The organism is Burkholderia sp. Cy-637, from assembly GCF_011753175.1.
GTDB lineage: Bacteria > Pseudomonadota > Gammaproteobacteria > Burkholderiales > Burkholderiaceae > Burkholderia > Burkholderia gladioli.
On sequence record NZ_VWWC01000011.1, the window covers coordinates 1 to 24,349 of the forward strand.

Sequence of the window (24,349 nt, forward strand, 5' to 3'; positions counted from 1 at the left end):
CGCGTCGGGGAAGGCCGCGCCGAGCAGGGCCAGCGAGGGCGGCACGCACAGCGCGGCGCCCACGCCCTGCAGCACGCGCGAGGCGATCAGCAGGGCCGGCCCGTTGGCCACCCCGCAGCCGATCGAGGCGCAGGTGAACACGGCGAAGCCGGCCACGAACACGCGGCGCGCGCCGAAGCGGTCGGCCAGCGCGCCGGCGCTGAGCAGCAGGCTCGCGAAGGCCAGCGTATAGGCGTTGACGATCCATTCGAGCCCGGCCGCGTCGATCGACAGGCCGTCGCGCAGGCGCGCCAGCGCGACGTTCACCACCGTGACGTCGATACAGACGATGACGAAACCGAGGCTGGTGGCGAGCAGCGCCAGGCGCGGCGAGCGATGCGGGGAAGCGGGCATGAGACGGAATCCGGGGTGAGCGTGCCAGGGCGGATCGGTTGATCCACGGGGTTCGGCGCCCACTGTATTCCCTAAGCAAAACTGGATAAACGGGCCAATCCTTGCAAGAGAATCCACTAATATTGCGCAATGGACCTACTCAAAGCGATGACCGTCTTCGTGCGCGTGGTCGAGAGCGGCAGCCTCAGCGCGGCCGCGCTCGCCTGCGACCTGTCGCCGACCATGGTCGGCAACCATCTCCAGGCGCTGGAGGCGCGGCTCGGCACGCGGCTGCTCCATCGCACCACGCGCAAGCAGCAGCTCAGCGCGTTCGGCCAGGCCTATTACGAGCGCTGCATCGAGATCCTCGGCCTGGTCGACGATTCGGAGCGCCTCGCGCTCGATCATCTGGCGACGCCGCGCGGGCGGCTGCGCGTGACCGCGCCGGTGGTGTTCAGCAACGAATGCCTGATTCCCTCGCTGGCCGATTATTACGCGCGTTATCCCGAGGTCAGGCTCGACGTGGTCGCCACCGATGCGCTGACCAACCTGATCGACGACGGCTTCGAGGCGGCGATCCGCGTCGGCGCGCCGGGCAGCGAGGATGTGGTGGCGCGGCCGCTCGCGCCGTACCGGCTGATGCTGTGCGCCTCGAAGGCCTATCTGAAGGCGCACGGCGTGCCGTCGACGCCGGCGGACCTGGCCGCGCATCAATGCCTGAGCTATGCCTATCCGCCGCGCTCGGAATGGTATGCGGCCAAGGCCGAGTGGCTGCTGGACGGGCCCGGCGGGCAGGCGGGCGTGCCGATCGAGGGCCGGCTGCGGATCGACAATTCGGAGGCGTTGCGGCGCGCCGTGCTGGGCGGGCTGGGGATCGCCATGCTGCCGTCCGTGCTGGTCGGCGACGATATCCGCGCCAAGCGCCTGGTGGAAGTGCTGCCCGATTACCCCGCGCCCGAGCGCGCGCTGAACCTGCTCTACCTGCCGGAGCGGCGGATCTCGCCGAAGCTGCGCAGCTTCATCGATTTCATCGTCGAGCGCTTCGGCGCCGATGCGATCACCCGGCTGGAATCGGTGTATCGGCGCGCGAGCCTCAAGCCTTCGCCAGCAGCCGCTCCAGATGCTCGCGGGTCGCGGGCCACTCGTCGTCGATGATGCTGAAGCGTACCGAGTCGCGCTTGCGCCCGTCCGGCATGATGCGCTCGTGGCGCACGATGCCTTCCTGCCTGGCGCCGATGCGCAGGATCGCGGCGCGCGACTTCTCGTTGAGCACGTCGGTGGTGAACTGCACGCGCACGCAGCCGAGCACCTCGAAGGCATGCATCAGCAGCAGGTACTTGCATTCGGTGTTGGCGCCGGAGCGCTGCATCGAGGCGCCCAGCCAGGTGTGGCCGATCTCGAGCTTGCGGTTGGCGCGGTCGATCTTCCAGAAGCGCGTGCTGCCCACCACGCGGCCGGTCTCGCGATGGACGATCGCGAAGGGCATCACGGTGCCGGCACGCTCGCCTTCGAAGGCCTTCGCCAGATAAGCCTCGACCGTGTCCGGCCCGGGCACGTTGGTGACCTTCAGGTTCCAGAGTTCGCCGTCCGCGGCGGCGGCCAGCAGTTGCTCCGCACCGACGGAACTCAGGGGGCGCAGCTCGACCAGCCGGCCGGTCAGGGTGGGGGTGTCGATCATCGTGGATTCAATCATTCAATGCTTCGGGCGCCACGCGTCGAAGCTCACGGGCCGTTGGCGATCGGCCTTGATCACGCTGGCCTGGTCGGGCAGCAGCGCGTCGGCGTCGGGGCGGGGATCGGGATTCAGCTCGCTGCTGTGGACGATTTCCTGGTGGAACAGCCAGCCGCGCCGAGCCGCATCGTAGTGGAACGTGATGTTGTCGCTCCAGTGGTTCGGGCCGGCGGCCACGCCGTTCTGGACCGAGAAATAGCGGTGCTTGATCGCGAGGCCGTTGTCGTCCAGATCGAGGTAGGGGTCGCCCGACACGCCGCCCTGGTCGGCGCGCATCACCACGAAATCATTGCGGGCCGCCAGCGCGTAGCGGCCGTCGGCGCCCTGCGTGATCAGCAGCAGCGGGCGCGCGGAAGGGCGTGCTTCGGTATCGGGGATCCGGTGCACCACCACCAGGTAGTCGGTGCGTCCCGCGTCGGTCAGCGAGCCGGCCAGGTGATCGAGCACTTCATAGCCGGCGGGGACCAGCTTCTGTACGGCGGCCGGCAGTTCGGGATTGTCGGGGCAGCGCGAGGGTGCCGTATCGCAGGCGGCCCGGGCCGCCGCGCTGAACAGCGTGGCGGCCGCGGCGAGCCCCGCCCATGCCGCGCGCCAGCGGCGCGCCTCAGCCCAGCGGCGCATCGAGGCGGCGGCCGAAGCGATCGAGGCGAGGCAGGTAATCGCGGCTCGGGTCGAGCGAGAAGGCCACGCGCCGCGCGCGGCCCATGATCTCGTCGCGCGGGAAGAAACCGAAGTAGCGCGAGTCGGCGCTGTTGTCGCGATTGTCGCCGAGCATCAGGTACTGGCCCGGCGGCACCACGATCGGGCCGAAGGATTCGCGCGGGCTCGGCGCCTCGGGCGAGAGGCGCACCGTGTGCGGCGCGCCGCCGATCCGCTCGGCCAGGTACTCGCCCGGCGAATCGGCATCGCTGCGCAGCAGGTTGCTGCCGATCGGGCGGTAGTCGGCGCGCTTGCCGTTGATGGTCAGCACGTTGTCGTGCATCGCCACCGTGTCGCCGGGCAGGCCGATCAGGCGCTTGACCAGCAGCTCGTGCGCCGCCGCCGAGTCGATCGTGACGATGTCGCCGCGCTGCGGCTCGTGCAGCCGCGCGAGGCGCAGGTGGGTGAAGGGGATGCGGATGTCGTAGGCCATCTTGTCGACCAGGATCCGGTCGCCGATCCGGATGGTCGGCAGCATCGAGCCGCTGGGCACCACGTTCCAGTCGGCCACCGCGCTGCGGAAGACCACCATCAGGAACAGGAAGGCGATGAAGCCCTTGTTGGCTTTCCACAACCTGACAATCATGCGCATCTTGCTGTAAGCCGCCGGGCGGCCCGTGTTTCGTGTATGCGGACTATACCCGAAGCGCGCCGCCGGCAACGCGCGGCCGCCTCGCTGGCGGCCAGTCATGGCGGGCGCGCGGTGCCGGCCCGGAATCAGTCGACCCGATGCAGCGCGATGCGTACCGACTGGCGCCAGATGTCCTCGCGCAGCAGGTAGAACGAGGCGGCCAGCAGCACGATGTCCTTCATCAGGAAGGGAACGTTGCCGACCATGGCCGGGAAGCCGCCGGCCGACGCCGCCCAGCCGCCGGGCATGAACGGAATGATGGTGACGGTCGCCACGAAGGTACCGACCGAGCCCAGTGCGCCGAGGGCGCCGAGGCGCTTGTCGCGGAAGCCGGCCAGGATCAGCAGGCCGAAGCTCCATTCGCAGACGCCGAGAAACCAGCTCGCGCCGCGGATCCCGAACACGGGATAGAGCCAGCGGATCAGCGGCCCGTTGCTGATGTAGGGGATCAGTACCTGAGCCTCGTAGGCGAACCACTTCTGGTAGCCGAAGAAGAAAAACATCACGACCATCGACAGTCGGACGATCGGATAGGCGTAGTCCCGTTGAATCAGGTCGGAACGGGCAAGACGGTCAATGAGCGCATCCATGCGGGCAGGAAGGAGAGAAAGAGAGGAGGGCGGGGCGCGCCTCGCATGCCGCGGCGACGCGCCCGTTCGGATCGGCTTACTTCGACGGGAAGTCCAGGTCCGTGTCGTTGATCCGGTTGAAGGTGTTCGTGAACACGGTCAGGCCGATCGCTAGCGAGAGATCGGCAAGCTGGGCCTCGGTGTAGCCGGCGGCGCGAATCGTCTCGACTGCGGCCGGCTCCAGCGTGCCGCGCGTGCTCATCACGAGCTCGACGAAGTGCAGCAGGGCATCGAGCTTCGCGTTGCCGGTCGGCTCCTTGGCGCGGATGCGGCGCAGCGCGTCGGGCGCGAGGCCCGCCAGCCTGCCGAGCATCGCGTGCGCGGCGACGCAATAGTCGCAGCCGGTGAATTCACTGACGGCCAGCTTGACCGCCTCCAGCTCCTGGCGGCTCAGGCTGCCGCCGGCCAGCGCGGTTTCGGCCTGCAGCACGCTCTTCAGCGAAGCGGGCGCGAGATGACCGAGCGTGGCGAACAGGTTCGGCAAGCTGCCGCCGGCGAACTTGCGGACCGCGGCGTAAGCGTCGGCGGTGTCGCCCGTGGCGGTATCGACGGCGGGGAAGAGGATGCGGCTCATGGTGTGCTCCTGGGTTTCGTTGGTTGAGGAGCCCTCACTTTATCGATCGATAGTGAGCTTTACGATAACGAATAGGCTCAATAAAATGCTCCAAAGTATCAGGAGAGAGAACGATGTCGGTGTCGAAGGACTGGCTGAGCCGTCTGCTGGAAATCATGACTGTGAGGGGCGAACTGGAAATCCGCTGCGCCTATGGCGCGCCGTGGCGGATCGCCTACGAGCCGTCGCCGCCGGGCGAGATCCCGTTCCATGTGCTGCTGGCCGGCTCGGCGGTGCTCGACTGCCCGGGCGGCGAAACCCGGGCCCTGCATGCCGGCGACATCGTGCTGCTCTCGCACGGCTCGGCGCATCAGTTGCATGACGGCAGCGGCAAGCGGGCGCTCGCGGAACACCGCTACGAGGACGTCAACGTGTTGGTCAGCGAGAACGCCGGCACGCAGGCGCGGCTCGACATGCTGTGCGGCCGCTTCGCGATCGCGCCGCCGCACGACCGCCTGGTGCGTGAATACCTGCCGGCGGCGCTGGTCGTCAGCACACGCGCCGGGACGGCGGCGTCGAGCGAGACCTCCGCGCAACTCGAAAGCCTGACGCGGCTGATGCGGATCGAGTCGGTCGGCGAGCGCCTCGGCGGCCATGCCATCCTCGATGCGCTCTCGTCGATGCTGTTCGCGCTGACGATCCGGCTGGCCAGCGAGCAGGGCGACGCGCCGGCCGGCCTGCTCGGCCTCGCGGCGTTGCCGCGCCTGGCACCGGCGGTGTCGGCGATGCTCAACGAGCCGGCCCGGCCCTGGACGGTGCCGGAGCTGGCCGAACGTTGCAGCATGTCGCGCGCGACCTTCCTGCGCCAGTTCCAGAAACGCCTCGGCCGCAGCGCGCATGAGCTGCTGCTCGACCTGCGCATGAGCCTGGCCGCGAATGCGCTGCGCGATCCGCAGGCCAGCACCGAGCGGATTGCCGAAGCGGTCGGTTACCAGTCCGTCGCGGCGTTCCGGCGCGCGTTTCGCGAACGCACGGGGACCACCCCGGGCGCGGCGCGGCGCGGCCACGCCGGCACGGGCGGGACTGGCGCCGTCTCGCCCGGGATCGAGGACTGAGGCTGCCGGCCCTCGCTTGCCGCCTCGTCCGGTTTATCCAACTTGCTGCTTCCTTCGCTCCCTCCATCCCCGCCGTCCTTGCCAGAAGCGCCTCCCGGCACTCGCATCCCTCGTCGCCTCGGTAGTCCTCCCGATATGACCCAATCTCATAGCCCCGATCAGGAAACATCGTTTCGTCGCTCGCAACGGCGCTGTCGATAATCGCCCCAACTCAAACCCGAACGACGAGACACCGCAATGACCGCAACTCCCCGCAAGTCGCTCTACATCGGCGAAGGCTTCGAAGGCCCCGGCGTGAACCTGGCGCACATCAACGTGCTGGTCGGGCCGCGCGAGGGCCCGGCGGGACAGGCGTTCTCCACCGCGCTGGCCACGCCCTCGGCCGGCCACGCGCCGTTCGTGGTGATCGCGCAGCCGGGCGTGCCGACCAAGCCGCTCACGCTCTACGTGAACAAGGCGCAGATCGCCAACGACTTCCACGGCAACGCCACCTGGGGCGCCTCGCAGGCCGGCATCGCCAAGGCCGTGGCCGAGGCGCTGGAAAGCGGCACGCTGCCGCCCGAGGCCGAGAACGACTGGGTGGTGGTGACGGCGAACTGGGTGAACCCGCAGACCGACGACCTCGACGCCGTGTTCGAGAACAACTACCGCGCCTGCCGCAACGCGATCGTCGCGGCGATGGAAGGCCTGCCGCTGCGCGACAAGGTGTTCGCGGCCGCGCGCGAAGTCTCGAACCCGTTCTACACGCCCAACAAGAGCTGACCGGCGCGCCGCGCCGGCATCGACACGAACATGCCGCGGCCGAGCGAGCCGCGCCTGGAGGAAACATGGAATACGTCCGCCTCGGCCAATCCGGCCTGAAGGTCTCCCGCCTGTGCCTGGGCACCATGAACATGGGCACGCCGCAATGGAAGCCCTGGATCTTCGACGAAGCGCAGAGCGAGCCGATCGTGCGCCACGCGCTGGAGGCCGGCGTCAACTTCATCGACCTGGCCGATTTCTACTCGACCGGCGTGGGCGAGGAAGTGGTGGGCCGCATCCTCAAGCGCGCCGCGCGCCGCGAGGAAATCGTGGTGACCACCAAGGTCGGCTACGACATGGGCGCCTACCCGAACGCGGGCGGTCATTCGCGCAAGCACGTGCTGGACGGCATCGACGGCTCGCTCAAGCGCCTCGGCATGGACTACGTCGACATCTACATGCTGCACTACTTCGACGTGAACACGCCGGTCGAGGAAACCATGAGCGCGATGCACGACATCGTGCGCGCCGGCAAGGCCCGCTACATCGGCGTGTCGACCATGTACACCTGGCAGTTCGCCAAGATCATGCAGGCCTGCGAGCGCAACGGCTGGGACAAGCCGATCAACATGCAGCTGCAGCTGAACCTGGCCTATCGCGAGGAAGAGCGCGAGATGGTGCCCTACTGCATCGACCAGGGCGTGGGCGTCTCGGTATTCAGCCCGCTGGCGCGCGGCCTCTTGACCTGCGATGCGCAATCGACGCGCAACCAGACCGACTTCTTCACCGCGCAGATGTACGGCGACCCGGCCTCGCGCGCGATCGCCGAATCGGTGGCCGCGGTGGCGCGCCGCCGCGGCGTGGCGCCGGCGCAGATCGCGCAGGCCTGGGTGCTGGGCCGCCCCGGCGTGTCGAGCATGCTGGTGGGCGCCGACACGGTGGCGCAGTTCGACAGCGCGCTGGCCGCGCTGGGCACCAAGCTCGGCGAGGAGGAGCTGTTCGAACTCGAGCGCAACTACACGCCTTGCGACCTGATCAACGACTACACGGCCGGCCGCCGCATCGCGCGTGAAGCGCGCGCGGCGCAGGGCGAGTTCGCCGGCGATTTCCCGCCGGTGCCGGAAGCCGCCTGAGCACGACGCGAGGACATCGAGATGAGCGAATTCCTGAAGACGGGCCACTACATCGGTGGCGAATGGCATGAGCCGCGCGGCGGCGAGGCCACCTACGCGGTGCTGAACCCGGCCACCGGCGAGACTGTCGCCGAAGTCGCGCGCGGCGGCGCGGTCGAGACTCGGCATGCGATCGCGGCGGCCGAGCGGGCCTGGCCCGCCTGGCGCGCGCTGACCGCCAAGGAGCGCGGCGCGCGCGTCAAGCGCTGGGGCGAGCTGATGCTCGAGCATCGCGACGCGCTGGCCGAGCTGCTCACGCGCGAGCAGGGCAAGCCGCTGGCCGAGGCCAAGGGTGAGGTGGGCTACGCGGCGAGCTTCTTCGAGTGGTTCGGCGAGGAAGCCAAGCGCATGTACGGCGACGTGATCCCGAGCCCGAAGCCGAACTCGCAGATCGTGGTGACCAAGGAGCCGGTGGGCGTGGTGGCGGCCATCACGCCCTGGAATTTCCCGCTCGCGATGATCACCCGCAAGGCCGGCCCCGCGCTGGCGGCCGGCTGCACCATGGTGCTCAAGCCGTCCGAGGAAACCCCGCTGTCGGCCTTCGCGCTGGCGGTGCTGGCCGAGCGCGCCGGGATTCCGGCCGGCGTGTTCAACATCGTGTCGGGCGACGCGGTGGCGATCGGCGGCGCGCTGACCGAATCGCCGGTGGTGCGCAAGCTCTCGTTCACCGGCTCGACGCGAGTCGGCAAGCTGCTCGCCAGGCAGTCGGCCGACACGCTCAAGAAGCTCTCGCTCGAACTGGGCGGCAACGCGCCCTTCATCGTGTTCGACGATGCCGATCTCGACGCGGCGGTGGAAGGCGCGATCGCCTCGAAATTCCGCAACACCGGCCAGACCTGCGTCTGCGTGAACCGCTTCCTGGTGCAGGACGGCGTCTACGAGGCCTTCACCGGCAAGCTGGCCGAGGCGGTGCGCAAGCTGCGGGTGGGCAACGCGCTGGCCGGCGAGGTCGACCAGGGCCCGCTGATCAACGCGGCCGCGCTCGACAAGGTGGAGCGCCACGTCGCCGACGCGACCGGCCACGGCGCGCGCGTGCTGACGGGCGGCCGGCGTCATGCGCTGGGCGGCACCTTCTACGAGCCGACCGTGCTGGCCGAGGTGGCCGCCGACGCGCTGATCGCCGAGGAGGAAACCTTCGGCCCGGTGGCGGCGTGCTTCCGCTTCTCGACCGAGGAACAGGCGATCGCCGCCGCCAACGACACGCCGTTCGGCCTGTCCGCCTACTTCTACACGCGCGACCTGGGCCGCGCCTGGCGCGTCGCCGGCGCGCTGGAAAGCGGCATGGTGGGCGTCAACGACGGGATCATCTCGACCGAGGTGGCGCCCTTCGGCGGCGTCAAGCAGTCGGGCCTGGGACGGGAGGGATCGAAGTACGGCATCGACGAATACGTCGAGCTGAAATACACGCTGATGGCCGGTCTCGGCCGATGAAGCCCGGAAGGGCGGCCGTGCCGGAAGGTGCGGCCGCCCTTTCGGCATGAAGCGCGCCGCGGGGGGATTCGCGGCGCGGGCCGCGCGCCCGGGCGACCGGGACGCGACGGCGGCGCAGGACGCAGGCGGCGGGCGGCACGCATCGAGGCGGCCCGGCGCGGCGCATGACGCACACAACCACAACAATGTTGGAGGCAGCTTGAATCAAGTCAATGTGCAAACCGGCGCGGTGCCTGCCGCCGCCATGCCGCTGGCGCGCGGCACCAGCACGCCGCAGAAACCGATGTCGCTCGACGACGTGCCGCTCAACGCCTTCCACCTGAAGATCGCCGGCCTGACCTTCGGCGCGCATCTCACCGAGGGCTACACGATCGGCACGATCGGCTACGCGCTCACCGCGCTCGGCCGGCAGATGCCGCTCGACGCGTTCTGGATGGGCGTGATCGGCAGCTCGGCGCTGATCGGCATCTTCCTCGGCAGCCTGATCTTCGGCTGGCTGTCCGATCGCATGGGCCGCCAGAAGATCTTCCTGACCAGCTTCGTGATCATCACGCTGGCCGCGGCCGCGCAATTCTTCGTCACCTCGCCGGCCGAGCTGGCGCTGCTGCGCATCGTGATCGGCATCGGCATGGGCGGCGACTTCACGGTCGGCCACGCGATCCTCGCCGAGTTCTCGCCGCGCAAGCATCGCGGCGCGCTGCTCGGCTCGTTCAGCGTGATCTGGACCGTCGGCTACGTGGTGGCCAACGTGCTGGGCCTGGTGTTCGCCGATGCCTCGCCGGGCGCCTGGCGCTGGCTGCTGGCCTCGGCCGCGGCGCCGGCCTTGATCGTGCTGCTGGCCCGGCTGGGCACGCCCGAATCGCCGCGCTGGCTGCTCGGCAAGGGTCGCGCCGCCGAGGCGCGCGCCATCGTGGCCAGGCATTTCGGCAGCCATGTGGTGCTCGACGGCAGCGGAGAGGCGCATGTGTCCCATGGTTATGCGCGCCTGTTCCGCCCCGACCTGATCCGCCGCACCCTCTTCAACTGCGCGTTCTTCGTCTGCCTGGTGATTCCGTACTTCGCGATCTACACCTTCCTGCCGACCATCCTCAAGACCATCGGCCTCTCGGAAGGCTTCGGCGCGGACCTGCTGCTCAACGGCCTGCTGGTGCTGGGCGCGGTGATCGGCATCTGGCTGACGATCCGCCTGTCGCGGCGCGGTTTCCTGATCGGCTCGTTCGCCGTGTGCTGCGCCTCGCTGGTCGCGCTGGCGGTGCTGCCGCATTCGGCGGCGCTGGGGATGATCGCCGCCTTCAGCCTGTTTACGCTGACCATGTCGGCCTTCAGCAACCTGGTGGGCGTGTTCCCGCCGGAATGCTTCCCGACCGAGGTGCGCGCCTGCGGCGTGGGCCTGGCGATCGCCTGCAGCCGGCTGGGCTCGGCGGTCGGCACCTTCCTGCTGCCGGTCGGCATCGCCACCCTGGGTTTCCACGTCACCATGTTCGCGCTGGCCGGCGTGCTGCTGGCGGGCATGATCGTGTCGATCGCCTGGGCGCCGGAAACCAAGCACCTGACGCTCGACGAGGCCTCGGCCGGCCACTGAGCGGGGCGCGACACCGGAGAGCCTGGGAGCAACGAGCGGGCGGGACGCGCGGCGGCGCGTCCCGCCCGCCTCGCATGGCGCGCGCGCCGATATAATCCGGCCCATCGCGCTTCCCTCCGACCCAGACGGCGCCGCCTCGCGCGCCGTCGCCCGTCCTCACCGACCGCCGCGCCATGACCGATCTACGCAAGCTGAGCTTCGAGCAACTCCTGATCTACATCGCGGTGGTCGAGACCGGCTCGCTCACGCGCGCGGCCGAGCGGCTCGGCATCGGCAAGACCGCGGTCGGCAAGCACGTGCAGCGGCTCGAGGACGAACTCGGCACCACCCTGATCGCGCGCACCACGCGGCGCATCCACGTGACCGAGGCCGGCGCCTCCTTCTTCGAGGCGGCCCGGCGCCTGGCCGAGCTGGCCGACGAGGCCGTGTCCTCCGTCAATCCGGCCGCCGAGACGCTGCGCGGCACCTTGCGCGTGGCGGCCTCGGTCGAGTTCAGCGCGATCGTGCTCGCGCCGGTGCTGGCGGGAATGCGCGAAGCGCATCCGGAGCTGCGCATCGAGATGGTGTCGGGCGACCGCTTCATCGACATGCTGGCCGAGGGCGTCGACGTGGCGATCCGGCTCGGCGAGCTGGCCGATTCGAGCCTGCGCGCGGTGACCGTCGGCAGGTATGAAAAGTGGCTGGTGGCGAGCCCCGCCTGGCTCGCGCGGCATCGCCTGCCGGGCGACGTCGCCGAGGCGGCGGGGCTGCCCTTCGTCGGGCTCTCGGTGCTGGCGCATCCCTTGCGCTGCCAGTTGCGCAAGGCCGGCGGCGAAACCCTGGTGCTCGATTTCGCGCCGGGCCTGCTGGCCGACACCATGTACGCCTGCCGCGCCGCCGCGGCCGAAGGCGCCGGGCTGGCCTGGTTGCCCGATTTCGCGGTGCATGCCGATATCGCCGCGGGCCGGCTGGTGCGTGTCCATGCCGATTGGGCCGGCCCGGCGATGGCGATGCACGCGCTGCTGCCGCCGGGCCGGCACACGCCCCCGAAGGTCCGCGCGCTGATCGACCGCCTCAAGGCGCATCTCGCTCAGGGCTGATCCGGCTGCGCGAGCAGATGGCCGTGGCGCAGCAGGATCACGGCCGGCTCGTCGGCGAAGGGCTCGTGATGCGTGCCGGGATGCAGGCGCATCCAGGTGCCGGCCGTGAGCCGTTCCTCGCCATCGCGCAGCGTGCCGCTCAGCACGAAGATCTCCTCGCCCTGGGGATGCGTGTGATCGCGCGTGCGCGCGCCGGGCGCCCAGGCCACCAGGCTCAGGCGATGCCCCTCGCTCGGCAGCGGCACCACCTGCATGTGCGCGTGGCGGCCCGCGAGCCATTGCCGCTGCGCGGCGCGCTCGATCGCGGTGCCGCCGGGCGCGGCGCCGGCTTCGCGATAGACCAGCACTCGCGCGCCTTGCGGGCCGGCGCGCAGCGTGAGCGCCTCGCCCGCGTGCGTGACGAAATCGTCCCTGGCGAGCGGCTCGCCGGAAAGATCGGCGCTGCCGCGCAGCAGATAGAGGTCGTGTCGCGAGCCGCCATCGAGTTCGAGGCGCTGCGAAGGCGCGAGATCGACCACGCTGCTGCTGCGCGTGGCGCTCGCCTCGCTCAACTGGACGATCGCCCCTTCCTTGCCCGGCACGGCATCGAGCTCGATGCGCGCGCGTTCGATCAAGCCCGTGTTCATACCGCCTCCTGATCCGATGTCGGTGCGTCGAAGCCGATCGGCGAGCGCACGAAGGGCACGAAGCCCGGCAGCGCCTCGACCCGCTCCAGCCAGCGCGTCACGTTCCGGCAGTTCGAACGATCCACCTTGCCTTCGCCGGCACGCGCCACGTAGGCGTAGATCGCGACATCGGCAATCGTCGGCGTGTTGCCGGCGAGCCAGTCGCTGCCTGCCAGTTCCCGGTCGAGCGCGGCCAGGAAGGCCTCGCCCTTGGCGATCGCCTCGGCGGGATCGCGCGGCAGCTTGAACAACTGGATCGCGCGGGCCGCCGCGAGGCCGTGCGCCACCTCGCCCGAAGCCGCCGACAGCCAGCGCTGCACGCGTGCCGCGCCGCTCGCGTCCTCGGGCAGCCAGGACGGGCCGTGCTTGCGCGCCAGGTAGACCAGGATCGCGGTCGAATCGACGATCACCTGCTCGCCGTCGACCAGCGCCGGCACCTGGCCGAGCGGGTTGATGCGCAGGTACTCGGGCGATTTCTGCTGGCGCTGGCGCAGGTCGATCTCGTGGACCTCGTGCTCGACGCCGAGCAGCGAGAGGAACAGGCGAACGCGATGCGAGTGGCCGGAAAGATGGAAGCTGTGCAGTTGCATGGGATGTCCTTGATCGGTTGGCTGGATGGTCTGGCGGTCGCTCGACCGTTGAAGCCATTCTCGACAAGGTCCGGGGCCCAATAAACGAGCCGGAAGGCGACTGAGTATCCGCGATTCGCGAACAATGCCGCCTGGCCGCCGCCGGGCGCGGCCCGGCCGGTGGGGCCGCCTGCAGCCGGCGGCGCGATCCACTATGCTCGGCGGACGGCCGGCAGGCGGCGGCGCCCAGGCGGGCGGGCCAGCGATGCGTTCCGATCGCGCCGGCGCCCTCGACACTCCATCCACGGTGACACCATGAGCGACATCCCCTATCGCAATGCCCTCATCATCGGCACGGGCCCCGGCATCAGCGCCTCGCTGGCGCGGCTGCTGCGCGAGGCCGGCCTGCAGGTCGCGATCGCCTCGCGCCATCCCGAGCGGCTCGCGCCGCTGGCCGCCGGAACCGGCGCGATCGCGCTGCCGGTCGACGCCAGCGACGCGGCCCAGGTCGAACGGCTGTTCGAGCAGGCCGAGGCGCGCATCGGCGCGCCCGAAATCGTCGTCTACAACGCCAGCGGGCGCCTGCGCGGGCCGATCGCCGAACTCGACGCGGCCCAGGTGGAGCAGGCACTGGCCGTCTCGGCGATGGGCGCCTTCCATGCCGTGCAGCAGGCGGCGCGACGCATGCTGCCGGCCGGCAAGGGCGCGATCCTGCTGACCGGCGCCACCGCCGGGGTGAAGGGCTTCGCGCTGTCGGCGCCGTTCGCGATGGGCAAGTTCGCGCTGCGCGGGCTGGCGCAGAGCGCGGCGCGCGAGCTGACGCCCAAGGGCATCCACGTCGCGCATATCGTGGTGGACGGCATGGTGCGCTCGGAACAGCGCCCCGATCCGGCCGACGCGCCCGACAGCACGCTCGACCCCGACGCGATCGCGCGCGTCTACGCGGACCTGCTGCGCCAGCATCGCAGCGCCTGGTCCTGGGAGATCGAGGTGCGGCCCTGGACCGAGAGGTTCTGAACTCGGGCGGGATGGCGTGATGACGTGATGACGTGATGGCGGAGGCGGCGCGGCGGCTCGCGCCGCGCGCGGTTCAGGCCTGGGCGGCCTGGCTGCCTGCCGCCTGCCCGCGCAGCCAGGCGACGAAGGCCCCGACGTGCTCGTCGTTGAGCCGCTCGGGCGCGATGTCGAGCCAGTAGCCGTAAGGGCCGATCGCCTCGACCGGCGAGAGCGGCACCAGGCTGCCCTCGGCGATCTCCTCCTCGATCATGCCCAGGTCGACCACCGCCAGCCCGGCGCCCTTGCGCGCCGCGTGGATCGCCTGTTCGAGCGTGGAGAATTCGATGCCGTCGCCGATCCGCGCCACCGGCACGCCGGCCTGGGCGCACCAGTCGGCCCATAGCGTGAGGCGCTTGCCCTCGTGCAGCACGTGCAGCGAGGGCACCCGGCCGAACAGCGAATCGAGCGGCAGCCCGGCGTAGCGCGGCGAGCCCACCAGCGCGTGGCGCTCCATCATCAGCCGCTCCGAGAGCATGTCGGCGCGCGCCGCGCGGCCGAAGCGGATATGGCAATGGCAATCGTCGCCGGGCTCGGTGCGGATCGACAGGTCGACCTCGGGCAGCGTCTCGAACAGCGTGCCCAGGCGCGGCGAGAACCATTGGGTGGCGAAGGTGGGCGGCACCGAGACGGTCAGTCGGCGCTTGCGCCCGGGCTGCACGGCGGTGATCTCGAGCACGCCGCGCTCGATGGTGTCGAAGGCCTGCTCGATGAAGGGCAGCAGCAGCATGCCGGCGGCGGTCAGCTTGACGCCCTTGTGGTCGCGCTCGAACAGGCGCGCGCCGACGCTGTCCTCCAGCAGGCGGATCTGCCGGCTCACGGCGCCCTGGGTGACGCACAGCGAGGTGGCGGCGCGGTTGAAGCTCAGATGACGGGCGGTCTCCTCGAAAAAACGCAGGGCAATCAGCGAAGGCATCCGCCGCATGATTCATTCCTTTCTGTCGTCTCGCGCCGGCCCGTCCGGGCGATGTTCGCGCCGGAAAACACGGGCTGGCGGAGCTTTATGGCAGAAAAGCGGGAGCAGCGGCAGGCAGTGTAAACCCGAGCCTCTCACGGCGCTGACGCGGCGGCTTCGCGGGGCGATGGCGCGGCGGCCGGAAGGGCTTGCGGCGCGGGGTGATCGAGGGGCTTGCGCGGGCCGATCGGGGGTAGTTGGCGCGAGGGTTGGCATCGCGATTTTCAGACGCGACCGTCATCCGCCTGGGACGGATCCGAGCCGCCCGCCCGGCATCGGTCGATCGCGAGCCGGGGCACGCGCGGCCGGCGCGGCCTGTCCCGAATCCTTGCGGATTCGACATGGGGGCATGCCGGGCCAAGTGCGAGAATCGATCGCTGGCACCGGCGCCGTGCCGGCGCGACATCTTTTTCAGGAGGCTCGAACCCATGCCCTATCTGCAACTCGACGTGAACGACGCTTATTCGGTGGAGCAGAAGCAGCGGCTCGCCGCCGAGATGAGCGAGACCTATGCCCGCATGATGGAGGTGGATATCCGGCGCATCAGCGTGGCGATCCGCGAACTGGGGGCAGGCGGCGTGTGGCGCGTCGCCGAGGCCGGCGAGGCGCCCGTGCCGGTGGCCGTGATGATGCTCGACATCCGCAAGGGCCGGCCGCCGGAGCAGCGCATGGCGGTGGCCAAGGCGCTGTGCGCGCATTGCGTCGAGATCCTCGGCCTGCGCGAGGACCGGCTCAATGTCGAGTTCACCCAGCATTCCGGCGACGAGATGTACCACCCGGCGCTCGGCGGCTACAGCCCCGAGTGGACGCCCGGCGAGCAGTGAGCCGGTAGGTCGATTCGAGCGACCCGCTCCGCGGCGCGATGCTGCCGGAGCATCGATGGCGCCGCCCGCCGGGCGGCTTTCATCGCCCCTTAAGCCCCCCTTCCAGAAAAGCGTATTGGTCGCGAGTCGCTTTGCGAACAGTATGGCGTGCAAGCCATCGGCCCGGGCGTCACGAACCCGGGCACGCGGGCACAAGCACAACGGACTGGAGACGAGCGCATGGCGGCGATACGCCCACCTTCCCGGGAAGCCCTTTCCGGGATGGGCCCGAGCACGGTTTCGACCGCCCGGCCCCTGGCTTACCGGCGGTCCTGGTGGATCCTCGCCACGGCCGGCATCGCGTACTACATCGACCTGTTCATGCGCTACAACATTCCGACCGTGATCCCGCTGCTGCGCGAGCGGTATCACTGGAATGCGGCGACGGTCGGCTGGATCGACGCGGCCTTCCTGATCGCCTACGCGGCCGGGCAACTGCCATGGGGGATCGTCAGCGAGCGCTGGCTGGGGGCGCGCTGGACGGTCAGCATCGGCACCGCGATGATCGCCGCGGCGAGCATCGCCTTCGCGGTGCATATCGACAGCGTTGCCTTGGCGATCGTTGCGCGCGCAATGATCGGGTTGGGCGCCGCGGCCGTCTGGGTGCCCGTCAATCCGATGCTGGCCCGCTGGTTCGCGCCGCGCCTGCGCGGCATGCAGACCGGCCTGCTGGCGATGGGCGGCGCGCTCGGCACCGGCGCCGGCGGCGCGCTGATGCCGATCTTCCTGAGCGGCAACGCGGCGATCCTCGGGCTATCGGCCACGCAATCGGGCTTCATCCTGTCGGCGGTGCCGGGGCTGGTCATGATGGCGGTGATCCCGCTGGTGCTGCGTGATCGTCCCGAGGAAATCGGGCTGGCCTCGCTCGACGCGGCACCGCGATCCGGGCCTTCGTCGGCCGAGCCGGGCGCCGCGCGCATCACGTTCCGCCGGATCATGCGCGGCTCGCCCTATCCCTACGTGCTCACGATCTCCTATTCCGGCTTCATCGTCTGCAAGTATTTCGTGTGGACCTGGTTCGCGGCCTTCCTGTCCGCCGGCTATCACGTCGACGTGATCCACGCGGGGCTGCTGTGGGCCTTCATCGCGGCCGTTCCCGCCGCGCTGTGCCAGCCGCTGGCGGGCCTCGCCTCCGACCGCTTCGGCCGCTCGCGAACCCTGCGCGCCTCGCTCTGCGGCGTGGCCGCCTTATGCGGCTTGCTGGCCTTGTGTTCGATCGCGGGGCCGGGCCGGGTGCCCGTCTCGATGGTGATGCTGGTCGCGGTGCTGTTCTCGGTGTTCGTCAACATGTGGGTGCTCGTCTGGCCCTACACGACCACGCTGTTTCCCACCTCGGCGGCGGGGCCGATCGGTGGCTTCATGAATACCGTCGCGCAAGTCGCGGGATCGCTGGCGCCGATCGTCTCCGGCTATTTCATCGACATGACGGGCAGCTACACCAGCGTATTCGTTTGCGGCATCGGCTGTGCCCTGGTTGGCCTGGCCGCGGCGCGCCATCTGCCGAAGGACGCCTGATGCGGCGTCCACGTTAACTGGGGCTTAAGCGCCCGTTCGGCAATCGCGAATTGAGTTCGCCGGCGCGTCGCGTCACGCTCTCGTCATCCGGGAACCGCATCCGCTCCAGCCTCGATGCGCCCGACAACGACCTTCCACTCACGACACCACAGGTTCAGCCCACCATGTCAACACACTGGCCCGAAACCCTTTTCGAGCATTTCAAATCGTCCGACGTGCGCCAGGTCGCCTATGTGCCCGACGCCGGCCACAAGCGGCTGATCGAACTCTGCGAAGCCGACGACGGCATCCACGCGGTATCGCTGACCACCGAGGAGGAAGGCGTGGCGCTGGTGGGCGGCGCCTGGGCCGGCGGCCAGAAGGCGGTGCTGCTGCTGCAGTCGAGCGGCGTGGGCAACTGCATCAACATGCTGTCGCTGCAGCACGAGTGCCGCATGCCGATCCTGATGCTCGTCACCATGCGCGGCGAGTGGGGCGAGTTCAATCCCTGGCAGGTGGCGATGGGCAAGTCGACCCAGGACGCGCTCGAATCGGCAGGCGTCCATGTCTATCGTGCCGACCAGCCCGACGAGGTCGCGCCCACCGTGCAGGCCGCGCTGAACTTCGCCTTCCAGACTTCGCGCATGGTGGCCGTGTTGATCGGCCAGCGCGTGATCGGCACGAAAAACTTCAAAAAGTGAGCAGAACCATGACCCAAACCTCGAAGCCCCTGGATCGCCGCGTCGCGGTCCGGCGCATCCTGCGCGATCGCGCCGATCGCGTGCTGGCCGTGACGAGCCTCGGCAATCCGACTTTCGACGTGGCCGCGGCGGGCGACACCGCGCAGAACTTCTATCTATGGGGCGCGATGGGCGGCGCGGTCGCCTTCGGGCTGGGCCTCGCGCGCGCGCAACCGGCCAGGCGCGTGATCGTGTTCGTCGGCGACGGAGAGATGATGATGGGGTTGGGCTCGCTCGCGACGGTGGGCGTGGATCATCCGGCCAACCTGTCGATCGTGGTGATCGACAACGGCCATTACGCCGAAACCGGCATGCAGCCGGCGCACGCGGGGCGCGGCGTCGACCTGACGGCGATCGCCCGGGCCGCCTGCATCGCCGAGGCGCGGACCGTCACCACCGAAGGCGAACTCGAGGACGCGGTGGAGAGCCTGCTGAACGGTGCCGGGCCGGTGCTCGCCACGGTCAAGGTCAGCACCGATCCGGCGCCGGTGCAGTTGCCGCCGCGCGATGGTCCTTACCTGCGCAGCCGCTTCCGCGAAGCGCTGCTCGGCGCCGCGGCGCACGCGAGCCAGTAGGGCGCGGCGTCGTTTTTTCCTGCCGCGCGATGCAGGCCGGACGCTGGCGTGCATCGTGCGGACAAGGGCTCGAAAAAATCACTTGGCAGCCCTATCTTCGAGGCCGATCGCCGCCGGCCTGCATGGAATCACGCATGTTTCGCCCTTCCGTTTGTTGATAAGATCCGCGGATTCGTTTCGCGCCCGGGAAGGATGAACCATGGCCATGCATTTCGATCTGGTCGATCTGCGCCTGATGAGCAGCATCGCGGAAACCAACAGCCTGACGCGCGGCGCCGAACGTTCCTGCATGTCCGTGCCCGCGGCCAGCACGCGCATCAAGAATCTCGAAGAGAGCATGGGCACCAAGCTGCTGTTCCGCACCAGCCAGGGCGTCACGCTGACGCCGCCGGGGCAGGCCTTTCTCCATCACGCCAGGATGGTGCTGTCGCAGCTCGAGCAATTGCGCGGCGACATGCAGGAATACGCGCGCGGCATCAAGGGGCATATCCGGCTGTTCGCGAACACCACGGCCACCACGGAGTTCCTGCCCGCCGACCTGCGCGATTTCCTGGGCAGCCATCCCGATGTCAGCATCGGCATCAAGGAGCGGCTGAGCCCCGATATCGTGCGGGCCGTCAGCGAGGGATGGGCCGATGTCGGCATCGTGGCCGGCGACGGCCGCGCCGACTCGCTGATGACGCTGCCCTATCGACAGGACAAGCTGATCCTCGCCGTCAATCCCTCGCATCCGCTCGCCGCGCGCGCCTCGATTCCGTTCGCCGACGCGATGGGCTACGACTTCATCGGCATGCCCGAGGCCAGCGCGATCCACGGCTTCCTGAACCGCGTGGCCAGTGAGATGCACAAGAGCCTGCACGTGCGCATCGAGGTGGGCAATTTCGAGGCGCTGTGCCGGATGGTGGAGGCCGATATCGGCATCGGCGTGCTGCCGCTTTCGTCGGCGGTTCGTTATGTGCGCGCCATGGATGTGCGGCTGGTCGAGATCGAGGATGCCTGGTCGATCCGGAACCTGGTGATCTGCTTCCGCAGCTTCGAGCTGCTGCCGTCGTTCACGCGCGATCTCGTCAACCAGTTGACGAGCCGCGCCGGCGCCGCCGATGCGCTGCCGCTCGCCTGAGCCTGAGCTGCCTGAGCCAGGGGCTTAACGGCTCCTTAAATCCCCGTTTGCAAAGCACGAATTGTCGGCGGCCTTCGGCTGCGTCAGGCTAGCTGGTCTCCATTCCCGGCCTTCCGACATTCATGACCGACACCGAGATCCTCGCCAGCTTCGCCGCCGACCTGCGCTACGAGCAGATTCCCATCGAAGTCATCAGGAAAACCGAGGACCTGTTCCTCGACTGGTACGGTTCCGCGCTGGCGGGCCGCACGGGGCGCCCGGTCGAGGCGATCGAGCGGCTGGCCGCGAGGTTCGGCCCGGCGAGCGGACCCTGCGAGATCCTGCCGTTTCGCCGCTCGAGCAGCGCGCTGTTCGCCGCGCTGGTGAACGCGGCGGCCTCGCACTTCGCCGAACAGGACGACCTGCACAACAGCTCGGTGCTGCATCCGGCCACCGTGGTATTTCCGGCGGCCTGGGCCGCCGCCCAGGAGTTGGGGCGCAGCGGCCGCGAATTCCTGGCCGCCTGCGTGGCGGGTTACGAGGTCGGCATTCGCGTCGGCGAATTCCTCGGGCGCTCGCATTACCGGATCTTCCACACCACCGGCACGGTCGGCACGCTGGCGGCCGCCGCCGCGGTCGGCCATCTGCTCCGGCTCGACGGCGCGCGCATGCTGCATGCGTTCGGCTCGGCCGGCACGCAGGCAGCCGGCTTGTGGGAGTTCCTGAAGGACGCCGCCGATTCGAAGCAACTGCATACCGCCAAGGCCGCCGTGAATGGCCTGCTGGCCGCCTACCTGGCAGCCGACGGCTTCACGGGTGCCGCGAACATCCTGGAAGGCGAGAAGGGGATGGGCGCGGGCATGTCGGAGCAGACCTTCCCGGCCCAGCTCGTCGATCGGCTCGGAACGCGCTGGGCGCTGGTCGAAACCTCGTTCAAGTTCCATGCCTCGTGTCGCCACACGCATCCGGCGGCGGATGCGCTGCTGCATGTACTCGACCGGCATGCGCTGCAAGCGGAGGATATCGAGCGCGTGACGACGCACGTGCATCAGGCCGCGATCGACGTGCTGGGCCCGGTGACGCGGCCGCAAACCATCCATCAGGCGAAGTTCTCGATGGGCACCGTGCTGGGGCTGGTGGCGCGCTATCGGCATGCCGGCGTGCACGAATTCGACGAGCATTATCTCGATGCCGATATCGCGCGCTTTCGCGAGCTGGTTCACATGGAACTCGACGCCGAGGTCGATGCCGCCTATCCGTCGCGCTGGATCGGCAAGGTGACCGTCGAGACGCGGGACGGCCGGCGCTTCGAAGGGCGCGTCGACGAGCCGAAGGGCGATCCCGGCAATACCCTGTCGCGCGCGGAACTCGAGCACAAGCTGCGCACGCTCGCGAGTTATGGGCAGGCCGCGAGCGAGGCGGAAATCGATGCGTCGATCGCGGCGATCTGGCGTCTCGCCGAGGCGGCTACGGTACCCAGGCTGCTGCCCGAAACGCGCGGATGAGCATGGCATCGCCGGGTCGGCCGGCGATGTGACGGTCTGCTGGCGGGGAGGGGCCGAGCGAAGCGATCCGGTGCTTCGCGCCGACCGAGCCTGCTCGAACTTCAGGCCGTGAGCGGCGCGTTGCCCGCGGCTCGCTGGATGGTCTGCGGTGCCTGGCCGAAGGCGCGCAGGAAGGCCTGGCGCATCCGCTCCCGATCGCCGAAGCCGGTTTCGCGCGCGATGACCTCGATCGGATGGCGGGTGGTTTCCATCATCAGGCGCGCGGCCTCCACGCGCAGCCGCTCGACCGCCTTGGCGGGCGATTGGCCGGTTTCCTCGCGGAACACGCGGCTGAACTGGCGCGGGCTCAAGTGGGCGGCTTCCGCCAGCCGCTCCACGGACAGATCGCTGGCGAGGTTTTCCTGCGCATAGGCGAGCGCCATCTGGACCCGATCGGATCGCGCATCCAGTTCGAGCAGGGCCGAGAACTGCGATTGCCCGCCGCCGCGCCGCTGGTACAGCACCAGCTTGCGGGCCACGCCGCGCGCCGTCTCCAGGCCAAGATCGCTCTCCACGATGGCGAGCGCGAGATCGACGCCCGCGCTCATGCCGGCCGAGGTCCAGATCTGCCCGTCCACCACGAAGATGCGGTCCTCGTCGAGCTGGACCCCTGGATACTGCTTCTTGAAGTTGCGTGCATGGAGCCAGTGCGTGGTCACGCGCTTGCCTTCCAGCAGGCCCGCTTCGGCCAGCACGAAGGCGCCCGTGCAGATCGAGGCCACCCGCCGCGAGTGCTGCGGCGCGCGGCGCGTGTAGTCGAGCAGCGCGGCCGAGGGAAGCCGGCATTCGTTGTCGCCGGCGACGATCAGCGTGTCGTAACCCTCCTCGGCGAGCGGTTCGCTCTGCACCGAGAAACCCTGCGAGGAGGCCACCAGGCCGCCGTGCTCCGAGACGATGCGGAAGCGATAGACCTCGTCGCCGTGCAGCAGGTTCGCGTACTCGAACACGCTGGCCACGGCGAGCGCCAGCGACTGGAAATTGGGGTAGACGACGAGACCGACGGAATGCATGGCGTTTGGCAGGGCGAATGTCCGGATTGATTGAATCTATCACGATGCGGACATGATCGAGCGCGGTGCCCGTCGCGCTACTTTTCGTCGTTTTCCTTTCGATTTCCTGTCATTCGGCGTTCCTGCCGTCCATGCCGGCCTTCCTGCCAGCCATGTCCTAAATCATTGCATATCTGACATTGAGGATGGGCGCGGTCACGACCAGAATTCCCTTCACGAACCGGCACCCAGCCGGATCACCCCAACGAAAGGAAAAGACATGACTGCCTCGACGAAAGGAATCGCATTGATCACGGGCGCCTCGGCCGGCATCGGCGCCATCTACGCGGACCGCCTGGCCAAGCGCGGCTACGACCTGATCCTGGTGGCGCGCAACCAGGATCGCCTGGACGCCCTCGCCGGCCGCCTGGCGGCCGAAACGGGCCGCTCGGTCACGCCGCTGGCCGCCGACCTCAACGACCGCGCCTCGCTGGCGAAGGTCGAGAGCGTGCTGCGCGAGAACGCCGGCATCACGATGCTGGTGAACAACGCGGGCATCGGCTCGGTTGCCTCGGTCCTGAATGGCGATGTCGACGCCATGGAGGACATGATCAAGCTGAACATCACCGCGCTGACGCGGCTGACCTACGCGGTGGCGCCGGCCTTCGTGGCGCGCGGCGCCGGCACCATCGTCAACATCGGCTCGGTGGTGGGGATTGCCGTGGAAATGCTGAACGGCGTCTACAGCGCATCGAAATCCTATGTGCTGAGCTTCGGCCACGCGCTGCAGCGCGACCTGGCGGGCAAGGGCGTGCGCGTGCAGTCGGTGCTGCCCGCCGCGACCGCGACCGAGTTCTGGGACGTGGCCGGCTACGCGAAGCAAAAGGAAGCGGCCAGCACCATGACCGCCGAAGACCTGGTGGATGCCGCCCTGGTCGGGCTCGACGCGGGCGAACTGGTGACCATCCCGACCCTGCACGACGGCGAGGGCTGGACGCGCTGGGAAGCGGACCGCCGCGCGCTGGCACCGCAGTTCGCCAATGCCAAGGCCGCGCCGCGCTACGTGCTGGACGCCAAGGCCGGTGCCTGAATCGTTGCCCTTTCCTGAAGGATTCCCATCATGAAGAACCTGTTCAAGATCGGTGCTGCCCTGCTGACGGCGGCCACCACCTTCGCCGTTCCCCTTGGCGCTTCCGCGCAGTCGCGCGGCAAGGTGCTGGTGGTGATGTCGAGTGCCCATCAACTCGACCTGCGCGACGGCAAGAAGTACCCGACCGGCTACTACCTCAACGAATTCGTGGTGCCCTACCGCAAGCTGGTGGAGGCGGGCTACGAGCCGGTGATCGCCAATCCTAAGGGCGACATGCCGGTGATGGACGCGAATTCGAACAACAAGATGTTCTTCGGCGGCGACGACGCGGCGCGTGCCGATGCGCTGAAGTACGCGCAAGGCATCGCGCAGCTCGAGCACCCGAAGACGCTGGCCTCGGTGGTGGCCGAAGGCACCGGCGGCTATGTCGGGCTGTTCATCCCGGGCGGCCACGCGCCGATGGTGGACCTGCTGGAAGACCGCAACCTCGGCAAGATCCTGCTGGGCTTCCATGACAGCGGCCGCCCCACCGGCATCATCTGCCACGGGCCGATCGTGCTGCTCGCCGCGCTGCGTGATCCGCATGCCTTCGTGCAGTCGATGATCGCCAACGACGGCAAGGCCAATGCCCTGGCGAGCGGCTGGCCGTATGCCGGTTATCGCCTGACGGTGTTCTCGACCGGCGAGGAACAGGCGCTCGAAGGGCCGAACGGGCTGGGCGGCAATGTGCAGTTCTATCCGGTGAATGCCCTGGCCGAAGCCGGCGCGCATGTCGACTCGGTGGCGAACTGGCACAGCAACGTGGTGGTCGATCGCGAACTGATCACGGGGCAGCAGCCGATGTCGGCGCCGGAGTTCGGCGATGTGCTGGTGGAGAAGTTGAACGCGCGGGTGCGCTGAGGGGGGAGGGAAGGGGGCTGGACGGGAGATGTCCGGCTGCCCTCGTGTTTGTGGCGATCGCGATATCACTTTGAGAG

The 24,349-nt window shown here is 69.1% G+C and carries 26 protein-coding genes; 16 read left to right on the forward strand and 10 right to left on the reverse strand.

Going from position 1 to position 24,349, the window contains the following annotated elements; genetic code table 11:
- A partial coding sequence (locus F3J10_RS05385; RefSeq protein ID WP_167241458.1) for an MFS transporter occupies positions 1–393 on the reverse strand: 393 nt, incomplete at its 3' end.
- A 129-nt stretch (positions 394–522) separates the two neighbouring features.
- Between F3J10_RS05385 and F3J10_RS05390 the strand changes: the two genes are divergently transcribed.
- Positions 523–1,527 (forward strand): LysR family transcriptional regulator, encoded by a 1,005-nt coding sequence (locus tag F3J10_RS05390; RefSeq protein ID WP_167241460.1) that lies wholly within the window; start codon positions 523–525, stop codon positions 1,525–1,527.
- Here the strand turns inward: F3J10_RS05390 and F3J10_RS05395 are convergent.
- The 5 genes from F3J10_RS05395 to F3J10_RS05415 all read right to left on the reverse strand — a co-directional run bounded on the left by F3J10_RS05395 (position 1,466) and on the right by F3J10_RS05415 (position 4,637).
- Positions 1,466–2,065 carry a GNAT family protein gene (locus F3J10_RS05395; RefSeq protein ID WP_166912125.1) on the reverse strand — a complete coding sequence of 200 codons (600 nt, stop codon included), beginning with the start codon at positions 2,063–2,065 and terminating at the stop codon, positions 1,466–1,468. The genes F3J10_RS05390 and F3J10_RS05395 overlap by 62 nt on opposite strands.
- Positions 2,066–2,725 (reverse strand): hypothetical protein, encoded by a 660-nt coding sequence (locus F3J10_RS05400; protein ID WP_167241462.1) that lies wholly within the window; start codon positions 2,723–2,725, stop codon positions 2,066–2,068.
- Positions 2,709–3,395 carry a signal peptidase I gene (gene lepB, locus F3J10_RS05405; RefSeq protein WP_166912129.1) on the reverse strand — a complete coding sequence of 229 codons (687 nt, stop codon included), beginning with the start codon at positions 3,393–3,395 and terminating at the stop codon, positions 2,709–2,711. The genes F3J10_RS05400 and lepB overlap by 17 nt, the downstream gene beginning before the upstream one ends.
- A 125-nt stretch (positions 3,396–3,520) precedes the next feature.
- Positions 3,521–4,024, reverse strand: a complete 504-nt coding sequence (locus tag F3J10_RS05410; RefSeq protein ID WP_025097372.1) for a DUF417 family protein — start codon at positions 4,022–4,024, stop codon at positions 3,521–3,523.
- Between the two features lie 76 nt (positions 4,025–4,100).
- A complete protein-coding gene (locus tag F3J10_RS05415) occupies positions 4,101–4,637 on the reverse strand; it encodes a carboxymuconolactone decarboxylase family protein (protein WP_025097371.1) in 537 nt (178 codons plus the stop codon).
- A gap of 113 nt (positions 4,638–4,750) precedes the next feature.
- On the opposite strand from F3J10_RS05415, the gene F3J10_RS05420 reads away from it, so the two are divergent.
- From F3J10_RS05420 to F3J10_RS05445, 6 genes are all read left to right on the forward strand, one after another.
- Positions 4,751–5,731 (forward strand): AraC family transcriptional regulator, encoded by a 981-nt coding sequence (locus tag F3J10_RS05420; RefSeq protein WP_167241464.1) that lies wholly within the window; start codon positions 4,751–4,753, stop codon positions 5,729–5,731.
- Positions 5,732–5,968: 237 nt separating this feature from the next.
- On the forward strand, positions 5,969–6,493 hold the full coding sequence (gene fae / locus F3J10_RS05425) for a formaldehyde-activating enzyme (protein ID WP_025097369.1): 525 nt from the start codon (positions 5,969–5,971) through the stop codon (positions 6,491–6,493).
- Between the two features lie 65 nt (positions 6,494–6,558).
- A complete protein-coding gene (locus F3J10_RS05430; protein WP_167233721.1) occupies positions 6,559–7,605 on the forward strand; it encodes an aldo/keto reductase in 1,047 nt (348 codons plus the stop codon).
- Between the two features lie 21 nt (positions 7,606–7,626).
- Positions 7,627–9,075 (forward strand): NAD-dependent succinate-semialdehyde dehydrogenase, encoded by a 1,449-nt coding sequence (locus F3J10_RS05435; RefSeq protein WP_167241466.1) that lies wholly within the window; start codon positions 7,627–7,629, stop codon positions 9,073–9,075.
- A 244-nt stretch (positions 9,076–9,319) separates the two neighbouring features.
- On the forward strand, positions 9,320–10,657 hold the full coding sequence (locus F3J10_RS05440; RefSeq protein WP_240154687.1) for an MFS transporter: 1,338 nt from the start codon (positions 9,320–9,322) through the stop codon (positions 10,655–10,657).
- A gap of 173 nt (positions 10,658–10,830) precedes the next feature.
- Complete coding sequence (locus tag F3J10_RS05445; RefSeq protein WP_167241468.1) at positions 10,831–11,736, forward strand: LysR family transcriptional regulator; 906 nt, start codon at positions 10,831–10,833, stop codon at positions 11,734–11,736.
- Here F3J10_RS05445 and F3J10_RS05450 read toward each other — a convergent pair.
- Positions 11,727–12,362 carry a cupin domain-containing protein gene (locus tag F3J10_RS05450; RefSeq protein WP_167241470.1) on the reverse strand — a complete coding sequence of 212 codons (636 nt, stop codon included), beginning with the start codon at positions 12,360–12,362 and terminating at the stop codon, positions 11,727–11,729. The genes F3J10_RS05445 and F3J10_RS05450 overlap by 10 nt on opposite strands.
- A complete protein-coding gene (locus F3J10_RS05455; RefSeq protein WP_167241472.1) occupies positions 12,359–12,991 on the reverse strand; it encodes a glutathione S-transferase in 633 nt (210 codons plus the stop codon). The genes F3J10_RS05450 and F3J10_RS05455 overlap by 4 nt, the downstream gene beginning before the upstream one ends.
- 294 nt (positions 12,992–13,285) lie before the next feature.
- Here F3J10_RS05455 and F3J10_RS05460 point away from each other — a divergent pair, with 294 nt between their 5' ends.
- Entirely contained in the window at positions 13,286–13,987 is a 702-nt protein-coding gene (locus tag F3J10_RS05460) for an SDR family NAD(P)-dependent oxidoreductase (protein ID WP_167241474.1), read from the forward strand.
- Positions 13,988–14,060: 73 nt separating this feature from the next.
- On the opposite strand, the gene F3J10_RS05465 is transcribed toward F3J10_RS05460, so the two are convergent.
- Positions 14,061–14,948 (reverse strand): LysR substrate-binding domain-containing protein, encoded by an 888-nt coding sequence (locus F3J10_RS05465; RefSeq protein ID WP_167241476.1) that lies wholly within the window; start codon positions 14,946–14,948, stop codon positions 14,061–14,063.
- Positions 14,949–15,406: 458 nt separating this feature from the next.
- Here F3J10_RS05465 and F3J10_RS05470 point away from each other — a divergent pair, with 458 nt between their 5' ends.
- The 6 genes from F3J10_RS05470 to F3J10_RS05495 all read left to right on the forward strand — a co-directional run bounded on the left by F3J10_RS05470 (position 15,407) and on the right by F3J10_RS05495 (position 21,254).
- Positions 15,407–15,802 carry a tautomerase family protein gene (locus tag F3J10_RS05470; RefSeq protein WP_166912151.1) on the forward strand — a complete coding sequence of 132 codons (396 nt, stop codon included), beginning with the start codon at positions 15,407–15,409 and terminating at the stop codon, positions 15,800–15,802.
- Between the two features lie 219 nt (positions 15,803–16,021).
- Entirely contained in the window at positions 16,022–17,356 is a 1,335-nt protein-coding gene (locus F3J10_RS05475; RefSeq protein ID WP_167241479.1) for an MFS transporter, read from the forward strand.
- Between the two features lie 164 nt (positions 17,357–17,520).
- Positions 17,521–18,036: a thiamine pyrophosphate-binding protein gene (locus F3J10_RS05480; RefSeq protein WP_167231056.1), complete on the forward strand. Its 516-nt coding sequence runs from the start codon at positions 17,521–17,523 to the stop codon at positions 18,034–18,036.
- Positions 18,037–18,044: 8 nt separating this feature from the next.
- Positions 18,045–18,650, forward strand: coding sequence for a thiamine pyrophosphate-dependent enzyme (locus F3J10_RS05485; protein ID WP_025097354.1), 606 nt, complete (start codon positions 18,045–18,047; stop codon positions 18,648–18,650).
- A gap of 199 nt (positions 18,651–18,849) precedes the next feature.
- Positions 18,850–19,770, forward strand: coding sequence for a LysR substrate-binding domain-containing protein (locus tag F3J10_RS05490; protein WP_167231053.1), 921 nt, complete (start codon positions 18,850–18,852; stop codon positions 19,768–19,770).
- Between the two features lie 122 nt (positions 19,771–19,892).
- Complete coding sequence (locus F3J10_RS05495) at positions 19,893–21,254, forward strand: MmgE/PrpD family protein (RefSeq protein ID WP_167241481.1); 1,362 nt, start codon at positions 19,893–19,895, stop codon at positions 21,252–21,254.
- Between the two features lie 101 nt (positions 21,255–21,355).
- Here F3J10_RS05495 and F3J10_RS05500 read toward each other — a convergent pair whose 3' ends face one another.
- Complete coding sequence (locus F3J10_RS05500) at positions 21,356–22,303, reverse strand: GlxA family transcriptional regulator (RefSeq protein WP_025097347.1); 948 nt, start codon at positions 22,301–22,303, stop codon at positions 21,356–21,358.
- Positions 22,304–22,562: 259 nt separating this feature from the next.
- On the opposite strand from F3J10_RS05500, the gene F3J10_RS05505 reads away from it, so the two are divergent.
- Both F3J10_RS05505 and F3J10_RS05510 read left to right on the forward strand, forming a co-directional pair.
- On the forward strand, positions 22,563–23,372 hold the full coding sequence (locus tag F3J10_RS05505) for an SDR family oxidoreductase (RefSeq protein ID WP_025097346.1): 810 nt from the start codon (positions 22,563–22,565) through the stop codon (positions 23,370–23,372).
- Positions 23,373–23,402: 30 nt separating this feature from the next.
- Positions 23,403–24,272 carry a type 1 glutamine amidotransferase domain-containing protein gene (locus tag F3J10_RS05510; protein ID WP_167241483.1) on the forward strand — a complete coding sequence of 290 codons (870 nt, stop codon included), beginning with the start codon at positions 23,403–23,405 and terminating at the stop codon, positions 24,270–24,272.
- The last annotated feature ends 77 nt before the right edge of the window (positions 24,273–24,349 follow it).

Bases quoted from the DNA above. Each gene is read 5' to 3' on its own strand.
- F3J10_RS05390 (WP_167241460.1), top strand. From the start codon at position 523: ATGGACCTACTCAAAGCGATGACCGTCTTCGTGCGCGTGGTCGAGAGC.
- F3J10_RS05395 (WP_166912125.1), bottom strand. From the start codon at position 2,065: ATGATTGAATCCACGATGATCGACACCCCCACCCTGACCGGCCGGCTG.
- F3J10_RS05400 (WP_167241462.1), bottom strand. From the start codon at position 2,725: ATGCGCCGCTGGGCTGAGGCGCGCCGCTGGCGCGCGGCATGGGCGGGG.
- lepB (WP_166912129.1), bottom strand. From the start codon at position 3,395: ATGCGCATGATTGTCAGGTTGTGGAAAGCCAACAAGGGCTTCATCGCC.
- F3J10_RS05410 (WP_025097372.1), bottom strand. From the start codon at position 4,024: ATGGATGCGCTCATTGACCGTCTTGCCCGTTCCGACCTGATTCAACGG.
- F3J10_RS05415 (WP_025097371.1), bottom strand. From the start codon at position 4,637: ATGAGCCGCATCCTCTTCCCCGCCGTCGATACCGCCACGGGCGACACC.
- F3J10_RS05420 (WP_167241464.1), top strand. From the start codon at position 4,751: ATGTCGGTGTCGAAGGACTGGCTGAGCCGTCTGCTGGAAATCATGACT.
- fae (WP_025097369.1), top strand. From the start codon at position 5,969: ATGACCGCAACTCCCCGCAAGTCGCTCTACATCGGCGAAGGCTTCGAA.
- F3J10_RS05430 (WP_167233721.1), top strand. From the start codon at position 6,559: ATGGAATACGTCCGCCTCGGCCAATCCGGCCTGAAGGTCTCCCGCCTG.
- F3J10_RS05435 (WP_167241466.1), top strand. From the start codon at position 7,627: ATGAGCGAATTCCTGAAGACGGGCCACTACATCGGTGGCGAATGGCAT.
- F3J10_RS05440 (WP_240154687.1), top strand. From the start codon at position 9,320: ATGCCGCTGGCGCGCGGCACCAGCACGCCGCAGAAACCGATGTCGCTC.
- F3J10_RS05445 (WP_167241468.1), top strand. From the start codon at position 10,831: ATGACCGATCTACGCAAGCTGAGCTTCGAGCAACTCCTGATCTACATC.
- F3J10_RS05450 (WP_167241470.1), bottom strand. From the start codon at position 12,362: ATGAACACGGGCTTGATCGAACGCGCGCGCATCGAGCTCGATGCCGTG.
- F3J10_RS05455 (WP_167241472.1), bottom strand. From the start codon at position 12,991: ATGCAACTGCACAGCTTCCATCTTTCCGGCCACTCGCATCGCGTTCGC.
- F3J10_RS05460 (WP_167241474.1), top strand. From the start codon at position 13,286: ATGAGCGACATCCCCTATCGCAATGCCCTCATCATCGGCACGGGCCCC.
- F3J10_RS05465 (WP_167241476.1), bottom strand. From the start codon at position 14,948: ATGCGGCGGATGCCTTCGCTGATTGCCCTGCGTTTTTTCGAGGAGACC.
- F3J10_RS05470 (WP_166912151.1), top strand. From the start codon at position 15,407: ATGCCCTATCTGCAACTCGACGTGAACGACGCTTATTCGGTGGAGCAG.
- F3J10_RS05475 (WP_167241479.1), top strand. From the start codon at position 16,022: ATGGCGGCGATACGCCCACCTTCCCGGGAAGCCCTTTCCGGGATGGGC.
- F3J10_RS05480 (WP_167231056.1), top strand. From the start codon at position 17,521: ATGTCAACACACTGGCCCGAAACCCTTTTCGAGCATTTCAAATCGTCC.
- F3J10_RS05485 (WP_025097354.1), top strand. From the start codon at position 18,045: ATGACCCAAACCTCGAAGCCCCTGGATCGCCGCGTCGCGGTCCGGCGC.
- F3J10_RS05490 (WP_167231053.1), top strand. From the start codon at position 18,850: ATGGCCATGCATTTCGATCTGGTCGATCTGCGCCTGATGAGCAGCATC.
- F3J10_RS05495 (WP_167241481.1), top strand. From the start codon at position 19,893: ATGACCGACACCGAGATCCTCGCCAGCTTCGCCGCCGACCTGCGCTAC.
- F3J10_RS05500 (WP_025097347.1), bottom strand. From the start codon at position 22,303: ATGCATTCCGTCGGTCTCGTCGTCTACCCCAATTTCCAGTCGCTGGCG.
- F3J10_RS05505 (WP_025097346.1), top strand. From the start codon at position 22,563: ATGACTGCCTCGACGAAAGGAATCGCATTGATCACGGGCGCCTCGGCC.
- F3J10_RS05510 (WP_167241483.1), top strand. From the start codon at position 23,403: ATGAAGAACCTGTTCAAGATCGGTGCTGCCCTGCTGACGGCGGCCACC.